The organism is Streptomyces sp. URMC 123 (genome assembly GCF_051386515.1).
GTDB lineage: Bacteria > Actinomycetota > Actinomycetes > Streptomycetales > Streptomycetaceae > Streptomyces.
On sequence record NZ_JBPQTV010000213.1, the window covers coordinates 1 to 11,099 of the forward strand.

At 74.2% G+C, this 11,099-nt stretch carries 10 protein-coding genes; 6 read left to right on the forward strand and 4 right to left on the reverse strand.

Going from position 1 to position 11,099, the window contains the following annotated elements:
• Positions 1–104: 104 nt before the first annotated feature.
• The 3 genes from wecB to ACSNOD_RS21820 all read right to left on the reverse strand — a co-directional run bounded on the left by wecB (position 105) and on the right by ACSNOD_RS21820 (position 3,323).
• The gene (gene wecB, locus ACSNOD_RS21810) at positions 105–1,235 is read right to left on the reverse strand and encodes a non-hydrolyzing UDP-N-acetylglucosamine 2-epimerase (protein WP_436768693.1); all 1,131 of its coding nucleotides are present in this window, start codon (positions 1,233–1,235) and stop codon (positions 105–107) included.
• Positions 1,236–1,344: 109 nt separating this feature from the next.
• Positions 1,345–2,034 carry a response regulator transcription factor gene (locus ACSNOD_RS21815; protein ID WP_436768694.1) on the reverse strand — a complete coding sequence of 230 codons (690 nt, stop codon included), beginning with the start codon at positions 2,032–2,034 and terminating at the stop codon, positions 1,345–1,347.
• Positions 2,031–3,323, reverse strand: a complete 1,293-nt coding sequence (locus ACSNOD_RS21820) for an ATP-binding protein (protein ID WP_436768695.1) — start codon at positions 3,321–3,323, stop codon at positions 2,031–2,033. The genes ACSNOD_RS21815 and ACSNOD_RS21820 overlap by 4 nt, the downstream gene beginning before the upstream one ends.
• Before the next feature lie 190 nt (positions 3,324–3,513).
• On the opposite strand from ACSNOD_RS21820, the gene ACSNOD_RS21825 reads away from it, so the two are divergent.
• Positions 3,514–4,827 carry a sensor histidine kinase gene (locus tag ACSNOD_RS21825; protein WP_436768696.1) on the forward strand — a complete coding sequence of 438 codons (1,314 nt, stop codon included), beginning with the start codon at positions 3,514–3,516 and terminating at the stop codon, positions 4,825–4,827.
• Between the two features lie 70 nt (positions 4,828–4,897).
• On the opposite strand, the gene ACSNOD_RS21830 is transcribed toward ACSNOD_RS21825, so the two are convergent.
• On the reverse strand, positions 4,898–5,992 hold the full coding sequence (locus tag ACSNOD_RS21830; protein ID WP_436768697.1) for a rod shape-determining protein: 1,095 nt from the start codon (positions 5,990–5,992) through the stop codon (positions 4,898–4,900).
• A 154-nt stretch (positions 5,993–6,146) separates the two neighbouring features.
• On the opposite strand from ACSNOD_RS21830, the gene folC reads away from it, so the two are divergent.
• The 5 genes from folC to mreC form a co-directional block, all read left to right on the forward strand.
• Positions 6,147–7,667, forward strand: coding sequence for a bifunctional tetrahydrofolate synthase/dihydrofolate synthase (folC, locus tag ACSNOD_RS21835; RefSeq protein ID WP_436768698.1), 1,521 nt, complete (start codon positions 6,147–6,149; stop codon positions 7,665–7,667).
• Between the two features lie 64 nt (positions 7,668–7,731).
• Positions 7,732–8,097 carry a DUF4233 domain-containing protein gene (locus ACSNOD_RS21840; RefSeq protein WP_436768699.1) on the forward strand — a complete coding sequence of 122 codons (366 nt, stop codon included), beginning with the start codon at positions 7,732–7,734 and terminating at the stop codon, positions 8,095–8,097.
• A gap of 109 nt (positions 8,098–8,206) precedes the next feature.
• Positions 8,207–8,620, forward strand: a complete 414-nt coding sequence (gene ndk / locus ACSNOD_RS21845) for a nucleoside-diphosphate kinase (protein ID WP_436768700.1) — start codon at positions 8,207–8,209, stop codon at positions 8,618–8,620.
• A 295-nt stretch (positions 8,621–8,915) separates the two neighbouring features.
• Positions 8,916–9,935, forward strand: a complete 1,020-nt coding sequence (locus ACSNOD_RS21850; RefSeq protein WP_436768702.1) for a rod shape-determining protein — start codon at positions 8,916–8,918, stop codon at positions 9,933–9,935.
• A gap of 285 nt (positions 9,936–10,220) precedes the next feature.
• On the forward strand, positions 10,221–11,099 hold an 879-nt coding region (mreC, locus tag ACSNOD_RS21855; protein ID WP_436768701.1), incomplete at its 3' end, for a rod shape-determining protein MreC.

Consider the following 11,099-nt stretch of genomic DNA (forward strand, 5'->3'; position numbering starts at 1 on the left):
GCTCGGCGCTGGCCACGGCCGCGTAGGCGCCAGGGGGCGAGGGGCGCGCTGGCGTGCGTACGGGGCGCGGGCTCGTACGAGCGCGGCTGCCCGCCCCCTGGCGCCTACGCGGCCGTGGCCAGCGCCGAGCGCTCGGCGAACGCGGCCAGCCGCTCCACGATCCGCCGCGAGGCCAGGCCGTCCCCGAACGGGCTGTCCAGCGAGGCCAGCCGGTCGAGGCCGGCGCGGCCGGAGTCCAGCCACACCCGGGCCAGCCGGCCGATCTCCGGGCCCGGCCGGACCAGCGCGGCGAAGTCCCGCATCGCCTCGGGCCGCTCCGTGGAGCGCCGCACGACGATCAGGGGCCGCCCCAGCACGGTGACCTCCTCCTGCACGCCCCCGGAGTCCGAGACGATCAGCGCGGCGTGGCGGGCGAGCGCCAGGAACGCGCCGTAGCCCAGCGGCCGGGTGACGGTCAGCGGCTCCAGCAGGTGATCGAGGCCGGCGGCCTCGATCCGGCCCCGGGTCCGCGGGTGCAGCGGCAGCAGCACCGGCATCCCGTCCCGCGCCAGCGCGGCGAGCTCGCGCAGCACGGCGCTCAGCGCGTCCGGGTCGTCGGTGTTCTCCGGCCGGTGCACGGTGGCCAGCACATACGCGTCCGGGGCCAGGCCGTACCGGTCGAGCAGCGCGGCGCGCTCGGCGGGCGCGGGCAGCTGCCGCTCCACGGCCTCCACGACGGTGTTGCCGGTGACGGCGATCCGGCTGTCCGGGATGCCCTCGGCCAGGAGGTTGGCCCGGTTGTCCTCGGTGGCCGCGCACAGCACGTCCGCGAGCCGGTCGATCAGCACCCGGTTGTGCTCCTCGGGCATGTCCCGGTCGTGGCTGCGCAGCCCGGCCTCCACGTGCACCAGCGGGATGTCCCGGCTGTTGGCGGCCAGCGCGCCGGCCAGGGCGGCGTTGGTGTCGCCCTGCACGACCACCGCGATCGGCGGCTCGGCGGCGAAGACCTCGTCCAGCTGGGCGAGCGCGGCCCCGATCTGGACGGCGCGGGGCCGGCCGCCCACGCCGGTCAGGAACGTCGGCTCGGGCAGGCCCAGCTCCTGGAGGAAGCGGCCGGACAGCTCCTCGTCGTAGTGCTGGCCGGTGTGGATCAGGTGCGCGGCGGGGCCCAGCAGCCGGACCAGCTCCGTGAGCTTCACCAGCTCGGGGCGGGTGCCGACGACGACGGCGACGGATCGGGCGGGCGGCATCGGCATGCGCAACGGGACTCCACGGGCGGGTCGGGACAATACGGACGTACAGACCCTGCGGGTCGCGCGTTGCGCGGTGAGCGGGTGTTCGGTTGCCGTTCCGTTGCTTTTTTCGCTACTCCGGGGCGCGGTAGCGGTAGCCGAGGCCGCGGACGGCCTCCAGCGGGTCCTCCGCGTCCGCGCCCGCCGCCTCCGCGAGCTTGCGCCGCAGCCGGAGCACCGCGAACTTCACCCGGTCGCGGCCCACGCCGTCCGGGTCGTCCCAGACCCGGGCGAGGAGCTGCTCGACCGTGACCACCCGCCCCCGGTTCCGCACCAGCACCTGGAGCAGCCGGAACTCGATCGCGCTCAGCCGCACCTCGTGCCCCTGCCAGACCGCCGCGCGGCGCTCGGGCACCAGCCGCAGGGCCTCGTCCAGGTACTGGCCCGACCAACGCGCGGGGGAGCTGCGGCGCAGCAGCGCCTCGACCCGCGCCAGCAGCTCCTCGTTGCCGAACGGCTTCGGCAGATAGTCGTCGGCGCCCGCCCGCAGCCCCCGTACCCGGTCGCGCTCGGCGCCCCGGGCGGTCAGCAGCAGGACGGGCAGGTCGGTCATGTCGCGGGTGCGCTCCAGCACCTCCCAGCCGTTGAGCTCGGGCAGCCCCACGTCGAGGATCATCAGCGCCGGGCGGTCGGCGAAGAGGCGCTTGAGGCCGTCGCGGCCGTTGTCGGCGGCGAGCACCTCGTAGCCGGCGCGGGTGAGCAGCACCCGCAGGGCCAGCGCCACGTCGGGGTCGTCCTCGACCACCAGTACCCGGGTGGTCACGCCGGCTCCCGCGGGCCGGCGACCGGCAGCCGGATCAGGAAGCGGGCGCCCCGGCCCTCCCGGCCGTCCTCGCGCTCCCGGCCGTCCTCGCCTTCGCGGCCGCTCTCGTCCTCCCGGCCGCCCACGGTCAGCTCGCCGCCGTGCAGCCGGACGATGTCCCGGCTGACGGCGAGGCCGAGCCCGGTGCCGGGGTAGCCGCCGCGCTGGGCGTTGGGGGCCCGCTTGAACCCGTGGAAGATCTCCTCGCGGAACTCCTCGGGGACGCCGATGCCCGTGTCGGCCACCTCGATCTCCCAGTGGTCGGCGCGCACCCGCCCGGTGACGTCGATCCGGCCGCCGCGCGGGGTGAACTTCGCCGCGTTCTCCAGCAGATTCGCCAGGACGTGCTGGAGCCGGTGCTCGTCGCCGCGCAGCGCGGGGCCCTCCGCGCAGTCGAGGCAGACGAACACGCCGGCGGCCGTGGTGGTCGCCATCCGGTCGATCACGGCGTGCTCCAGCATCCGCGGCACCCGCACCGCGTCGAACTCCAGCTCCAGCCGGGACGCGCGGGTCCGGCCCGCCAGCAGCAGGTCCGCGATCACGCCCCGCATCCGCTCGGCGTTGCGCCGGATCGCCGCCAGGAATTCCCGCTGGTCACGGGACATCTCCCCGGAGGCGGGGTCGGCCAGCAGCTCGCAGAAGCTGAGGATCGAGGTGAGCGGGGTGCGCAGCTCGTGGGAGGCGGCGGCGGTGAACTCGTTCGCCTGCCGGACCAGCTCGGCCAGGGCCCGGTTGTCGCGTTCGAGGTCGCGCTCGGCGCGCTTGCGCTCGGTGATGTCCTGGGCGGTCCACAGCACGCCGAGGAAGCGGCCGCCGTCGTGCAGGGGGTGCAGGCCCCGGCGGAGGGTGCGCCCGTCGGTGAGAGTGACCTCGGTGGTGCGCGGGAAGCGGTGCCGGGCGGCGTCGCGGGCGGGCCCGAGGGCGGAGGGGTAGCCGGGCGGCAGCAGCTCGGCGACGACCTCGGCGATGGGGGCGGCGGGGGCGCCGGGCCGGGTGTCCACCCGGCCCTGGAGGCCGAAGAGCCGGATCAGCCGGTGGTTGACGGCGACGACGCGGTCGGTGGGGCTCTGCAGGAGGGCGGCCAGGGGCAGCGCCTCCAGGGTGGCGCGCAGCCGGGCGCCGTCGGCGTCGGCGTCGGGAGCCGGGCCGCCGCCGGGGGGGCCGGCCGCCGTGTCGGCCGGCTCCCGCTCCCGTACGCGCCCGTGCTCGCCCACGGCTCTCGGCTCGTCCACCGGCCTGTGCTCGTCCACCGGCCTCCGCTTCCGCTGTCGTGCCGCTTCCGCCGCCGGGTCGCGGTCGCCCCGCGCCACGGCCACCCGTCCGCCCGCCCCGCCTTCCGGGACGGAACACCACACCGTCACCACTGATTGTGTGCCATGTCACGTTTATTCGCCTGTACGCTCGGGTGCTCTCGCCCGTGCGCCCTGGATGATGGACGTTATGCGCGTTATGCACGGCGAACCGGAGCAGAGCACTCCGGCCTCGGGGGTCCCTGCGGTTCACCGTGCCGCCGCCCGGCCCCGCACCGGCACCGAGTCCCGTACGGGTGACCGATCCCGTACCGCCCCCGCCTCCCGCCCCGCCGCCGCGGCCGAGGTGATCTGGCGCGCCCAGGCCGAGGGCCGGCACAGCCTCCTCGACCGCTGGAGCGTCTCCGCCCGCGGCTTCGACGCGCTCGTCGCCCTGAGCTGCTTCGCGCTGATGCTCTTCGACGTCCCCGGCCTCGCCGAGGCGGACAACTCTCTGACCGGCCTCACCGCCACCCTCGTCCTCGCCGCCGGCGCCGCGACCGTCATGGTCCGCCGGCAGGCCCCCTGGCTGCCCTTCCTGGCGGGGCTGGCGTACTTCGGCTGGCTGCACGAGCTCACCCTCGTGCAGTTCGGGCTCTACTCCCTCGCCCGCTACCGGGGCCGCGCCCTCGGCATCGGCGGCACGGCCGGCTACATCGCCCTGGCCGTGGTGCTCTTCCAGGTGCCCGGCTGGGCCCCGCACCCCGCTGCCTCGCTCGCCGACTTCCTCAGCGCCGTCGTCCCCCTCGGCGTGCTGGCCTGCGGCGTCGGCATCTCCGCGTACCGGCAGGACCTCGTCGCCCAGCTCAAGGCCGAGCGCGCGGAGGCGGCGGCGCTGCGGGCGGTCCAGCGCGAGCGCGGCGCCATCGCCCAGGACGTCCACGACTTCGTCGGGCGCGAGCTCACCCTGCTGAACATCCGCTCCCAGGTGCTGGCGCGGCGGGCGCGCGACACCGCCCACGAGGCGGACTTCGAGGACCTGGCGGAGGCGGCCCGCCGGGCCCATCTGCTCCTCAACGAGATCATCGTGGCGCGCGCGGACGGGCGGGCGGCGACCCCGGGCGTCGCGGGCCTGGCCGAGCTGGTCGAACAGAGCGAGCGGGCCGGCAGCCCGGTGGACCTCCGGCTCTGCGACGCCGCCCGGCGGCTCTCGCCGATCCGCCAGGCGGCGGTCTACCGCGTGGTGCAGGAGTGCCTGACGAACGCGATCAAGCACGCGCCGGGGGAGCGGGTCGCCGTCCTGATCGCCGAGGACGGCGGCGGCCGGCTCACGGTCGAGGTGCGCAACCGGCTGCGCGGGGCCGGGGCGCCGGGCCCGGCGCCGGCGGCCGGGACGGACACGGGGACGGGTACGGGCACGTTCAGCATGGCGGAGCGGGTGCGGAGCGTTGGGGGCGAGTTCACGGCCGGGCCGGAGGACGGCTCCTACGTGGTGCGGGCGACGCTCCCCACGGGCCTGGGCTGAGGTCCGCCGGGCCCGGGGGCCGGGCCGAGAAGGGCCCGCCGGGCCGCCCCCCCCCGTCGGGCCCGCGCTCTCAGCTCGCCGTCAGCAGCCGGTGCAGGGAGTCGAACTCCTCCACGCACTTGCCCGCGCCCAGCGCCACGCACTCCAGGGGGTTGTCCGCCACGAACACGGCGATCCCCGTCGCGGAGCTCATCCGCAGATCCAGCCCCGGCAGCAGCGCCCCGCCGCCCGTGAGCACGATCCCGCGCTCCATCACGTCCCCCGCCAGCTCCGGCGGGCACTCCTCCAGCGTCTGCTTGACCGCCGAGACGATCGCCTCGACCGGCTCGTCCAGCGCCGCCCGTATCTCCGCCGCGGTCAGGTCCAGCGTCCGCGGCAGCCCGGCGACCTTCTCCCGGCCCCGGACCGTGAAGCGCCGCGCCTCCAGCTCGTCGTCGCCCGGCACGGGCCACGCCGAGCCGATGCCCACCTTGATGTCCTCCGCGGTGCGCTCCCCGATCAGCAGCCCGTGCTCCTTGCGCACGTAGTCCGTGATCGCCGCGTCCAGCCGGTCGCCGCCGACCCGCAGCGACCGCGCCGTGACGATGCCGCCGAGCGAGATCACGGCGACCTCCGTGGTGCCGCCGCCGATGTCCACCACCATCGAGCCGCGCGGCTCGGACACCGGCAGCCCGGCGCCCATGGCCGCCGCCATCGGCTCCTCGATCAGATGCACCTTGCGCGCCCCCGCCTGTGTCGACGCCTGGACGATGGCCCGCCGCTCCACCGGCGTGACCCCGCTCGGCACGCACACCACCAGCCGGGCCCGGGCGAACCGCCCCGGCGCCACCTTGCGGATGAAGTAGCGGATCATCTGTTCGGCCGCGTCGTAGTCCGAGATCACCCCGTCCCGCAGCGGCCGGATCGCGGTGATCGAGCCGGGGGTGCGGCCGATCGTCTCCTTCGCCTCCCGGCCGACGGCCAGGGCGGCCTTCGCGCCCTCCTTGATGGCGACCACGGACGGCTCGTCGAGCACGATGCCCCGCCCGCGGACGTACACCAGCGTGTTCGCGGTGCCCAGATCGATGCCGATGTCCCGGCTGGAGGAGGGCCGCGAGGAACCCGACCTCCCGGAGGACGACGGGGTGGACGAGGACGTGGCCTGGGTGGCGCTGCGCTCCGACATGATCGCCAGGCTCGCACGGCCCCCGGCCCGGCGCGGACGCCGAAAGTCCCTATTCCGGCGGGACCAAGGTCCCGGCGGGGGTCGGGGAGGGAGCCGGAGGGGAGCCACGCCGGGCCCGGCGGGGGAGCCGCGGGGGCCTCCGTAGACTGGGGGCGTGAGTGAGCGCCCCGAACACGACGACCCCGGCACCCCCGACGACGCCTTCGAGGAGATCGTCGGCGCGGAGACCGACCGCGACCCCGATCTGGCGGTCATCGAGGCGGGCAGCCGCACCCTGCGCACCCAGGCGGGCCCCCCGCAGGGCGACCTCGTGCCCAGCCGGCCCGAGGACCCCGAGCTGGACCGCGCGCTGCGCGAGGTGGAGGGCGAGCTGCTGGGCCGCTGGCCCGAGACCAAGCTCGACCCGTCGCTGGTGCGCATCCAGGCGCTCATGGACGTGCTCGGCGAGCCGCAGCGCGCCTACCCCTCGATCCACATCACCGGCACCAACGGCAAGACCAGCACCGCCCGCATGATCGAGGCGCTGCTGAGCGCCTTCGACCTGCGCACCGGCCGCTACACCAGCCCGCATGTGCAGGCCATGACCGAGCGCATCAGCCTGGACGGCGCGCCGATCTCCGCCGAGCGGTTCATCGAGGTCTACCGCGACATCCTCCCGTACGTGGAGATGGTCGACGCCGCCCAGCCGCACCGCATGTCGTTCTTCGAGGTGCTCACCGGCATGGCCTTCGCGGCCTTCGCCGACGCGCCGGTGGACGTGGCGGTCGTCGAGGTCGGCATGGGCGGCAGCTGGGACGCCACCAACGTGGTCGACGGCCAGGTCGCCGTGGTCACCCCGATCGACCTGGACCACACCGACCGGCTCGGCGACACGCCCGGCGCGATCGCCGGGGAGAAGGCCGGCATCGTCAAGCAGGGCGCCACGGTCGTGCTGGCCCAGCAGCCGGTGGACGCCGCGCAGGTGCTGCTGAAGCGCTCGGTGGAGGCCGACGCCACGGTGGCCCGGGCGGGCATGGAGTTCGGCGTGGTCGCCCGGGAGGTCGCCGTCGGCGGCCAGCTGCTGACGCTGCGCGGCCTCGGCGGCGAGTACTCCGAGGTCTTCCTGCCGCTGCACGGCCAGCACATGGCGCAGAACGCCGCCGTGGCGCTCGCCGCCGTCGAGGCGTTCTTCGGCATCGGCGCCGAGCACGCCCGCACGCTCGACATCGACGCCGTGCGCACGGCGTTCGCGTCCGTGGCCTCGCCCGGCCGGCTGGAGGTCGTGCGCCGCAGCCCCACCGTGGTGCTGGACGCCGCGCACAACCCGGCCGGCGCCCGCGCCACCGCCGAGGCGATCACCGAGGCGTTCGGCTTCAGCCGGCTCATCGGCGTGGTCGGCACCAGCGCCGACAAGGACGTACGGGGGCTGCTGGAGGCGTTCGAGCCGATCCTCGCCGAGGTGGTGGTGACCCGGAACTCCACCCCGCGCGCCATGGACGCCGACGAGCTCGCCGCCCTGGCGGTGGAGGTCTTCGGCCAGGACCGGGTGCAGGTCGAGCCGCGCCTGGACGACGCCCTGGAGGCGGCCATCACCCTCGCGGAGGAGGAGGCCGAGTACGCGGGCGCGGGGGTGCTCGTGACCGGCTCGGTGATCACCGTGGGCGAGGCCCGGCTGCTGCTGGGCAAGCGGCGCTAGGCGCCGCGGCGTGCAGGCATACGGGTACACAACGGGTACTGAGGACTGAAGGGGACTGGCGACGATGCGAACCCTGTGCGCGTCCACGCTCATCGGTGAATTCTTCGTGGTGGGCTTCGCCGGGCTGGTGGCGATGCAGACCTCGGACCTGTCGACCGGCACGGTGTGGACGGTGAGCGGCGTCGCGATGGCGCTGTGCGTGCTGCTGTGCGGGATGCTGTCGCGCCCCGGCGCGGTCGGCATCGGCTGGGCGCTCCAGATCGGGCTGATCGCCGCGGGCTTCGTGGTGCCGACCATGTTCTTCATGGGCGCCGTGTTCGCCGCGCTGTGGTGGGCCTCGGTCCACTACGGCCGGAAGATCGACGAGGCGAAGGCGCGCTTCGCGGCAGCGGCGGGCGACACCGCGGCCGGCGCGACCCCCGCGCCGTAGCGGACCCCGGCGCTGTGCGAAGGCCCCGCCGGTCACCCATGTAGCCTCGTGGCACCCGCGCGCGGTACCCCCGTACCGCCACCTGCCGTACGCACCGAAGGAGCCGTTCATGACCCAGCGCACCCTCGTCCTCCTCAAGCCGGATGCGGTCCGCCGCGGCCTGGTCGGCGAGATCGTCGGGCGCATCGAGCGCAAGGCGGACTGGACGATCACTGCGCTGGAGCTCCGCACCCTCGACCGCGAGATCCTGGAGCGTCACTACGCCGAGCACATCGGCCGCCCGTTCTACGAGCCGCTGGTGGCGTTCATGTCCTCCGGCCCGGTCGTCGCCCTGGTGGTCGAGGGCGAGCGGGTGATCGAGGGCGTGCGCGCCCTGGCCGGCCCGACCGACCCGATCGCCGCGCCGCCCGGGTCCATTCGGGGTGACTTCGGCACCATTGTCCGGGAGAATCTCATTCACGCCTCGGACTCCGAGGAGTCCGCCGAGCGCGAGCTCAAGATTTTCTTTCCCGGCCTCGCCTGATCGGGTCACCGCTGACGGAAAGTCACCTGTTCACCCCCGGTGACCTGGGGCGGTCGAAGGAATTCGACCGCCCTTTGGCATATGCGCACCGAACGGGGGAACTGATGACGCCGACACGACGTCACCATTACGGGGGCAGGCGTGCGTTCTGCTGACAATGGCGGAGGAACCCTCGCGGCGCGTTGACGCGGGCGAGACTACGATGGGGGCTTCCAAGCCCACAGTGCTCACCCTGCCGAACGCAATTCACATCGCTCCAGCTGGGAAGGCCAGACGTATCCTCATGGGGAACAACATGTCGTTCATCGGCCGTGACATGGCTGTCGACCTCGGGACCGCCAACACGCTGGTGTACGTCAGGGGTCGCGGGATCGTCCTGAACGAGCCGTCCGTCGTCGCGATCAACACCAACACCGGTGGCATTCTCGCCGTGGGCTCCGAGGCCAAGAAGATGATCGGCCGCACCCCCGGCAACATCGTCGCGGTCCGCCCGCTCAAGGACGGCGTGATCGCCGACTTCGAGATCACCGAGCGGATGCTGCGGTACTTCATCCTGAAGATCCACAAGCGCCGCTATCTGGCCCGCCCCCGCGTCGTCGTCTGCGTGCCCTCCGGCATCACCGGTGTCGAGCGCCGCGCCGTCATCGAGGCGTCCACCCAGGCGGGCGCCCGCCAGGTGCACATCATCGAGGAGCCGATGGCCGCCGCGATCGGCTCCGGCCTGCCGGTCCACGAGGCCACCGGCAACATGGTGGTGGACATCGGCGGCGGCACCACCGAGGTCGCCGTCATCTCGCTGGGCGGAATCGTCACGGCACAGTCCATCCGGGTGGCCGGCGACGAGCTGGACAACGCGATCATCCAGCACATCAAGAAGGAGTACAGCCTGCTGCTCGGCGAGCGCACCGCCGAGAGCATCAAGATCACCATCGGTTCGGCGTTCGACCTGGAGCAGGACGAGCACACCGAGATCCGCGGCCGCGACCTCGTCAGCGGCCTGCCGAAGACCGTGGTGATCTCCGCCGCCGAGGTCCGCAAGGCCATCGAGGAGCCGGTCAACGCCATCGTCGACGCGGTCAAGACCACCCTCGACAAGTGCCCCCCGGAGCTCTCCGGCGACGTCATGGACCGCGGCATCGTGCTCACCGGCGGCGGCGCGCTGCTGCGCGGCCTGGACGAGCGGCTGCGCCGCGAGACCGGCATGCCCATCCACATCGCCGAGGACCCGCTCGACTCCGTCGCGCTGGGCTCCGGCAAGTGCGTCGAGGAGTTCGAGGCGCTCCAGCAGGTGCTCGACGCCCAGCCGCGCAGATGACCGCGGCCGGGCCGGCCCGCCCGCTGCCCGGGAGCCGCTCCCCCCACCGGGGGAGCGGCGGCCCGGGCCCTGCCGTTCGCGGCAGTGGATCGTTGATATACAGACGGCACGGTGCCGTGTCGTCCGCCGGCGGTTGAGCGAGCGGACGGCAAGGCACCGTGCCGAGACATTCGCGGACCGCGCGGCGACCCGGGCGGACCGCGACACGCTCAGGCAACAAGCCCGACCCGACCGGCCGGCCCCACGGCCCACCCCCGGTCCGACGAGGAAGGCACGCCGCCGCACGTGAGGGACACACGAGAGAGCCGGCTGCTGCTGGTGCTGCTGGTCGCCATCGCGTTCGCACTGATCACGGTGGACATCCGGGGCGGTGAGCAGTCCCCGCTGGACGGCGCCCGCCAGGCCGCCGCCTCGGCCTTCGGGCCGGTGGAGAACGGCGTCGCGGCCGCCGTGGACCCGATCGGCAACGCCATCGGGGCCGTTCGCGAGTCCGGCGAGCGCCACACCCGGATCGGCGAGCTGGAGCGCGAGAACGCCGCCCTCAAGCAGCGCCTGGGCAGCGACGACCGCACCCGCAGCCGCGCCGCCGAACTGGACCGGATGCTGAAGACGGCCGGCGCCGGCCAGTACGCCATCAAGGGCGCCGAGGTCATCGCCATAGGAGCGGCCCAGGGCTTCTCCTGGACCGTCACCATCGACGCCGGCCGCGACGACGGCATCACCCGCGACATGACCGTCATCAACGGCGACGGGCTGGTCGGCCGGGTCACCACCGTCGGCCCCTCCACCGCCACCGTGCTGCTCGCCAACGACCCCGACTTCACCGTCGGCACCCGCATGGAGAAGACCGCGGAACTCGGCTTCGCCACCGGCCAGGGCGACCGCGCGCTGCGCGTCCAGCTCCTCAACGGCAAGGCCGAGGTCAAGAAGGGCGACCGCATGGTGACCTTCGGCTCCAGCGGCGGCCGGCCCTTCGTGCCCGGCGTGCCCGTCGGCGAGGTCGACCGGGTCGAACCCGCCGGCGGCGACCTCACCCGCGTGGTCCACGTCCGCCCCTACGTCGGCTTCACCAAGCTCGACATCGTCGGCGTCGTCGTCCAGCCGCCGCTGGAGCCGAAGGTCACCATGCGGTCGCCCTTCTTGACCTCGGCCTTGCCGTTGAGG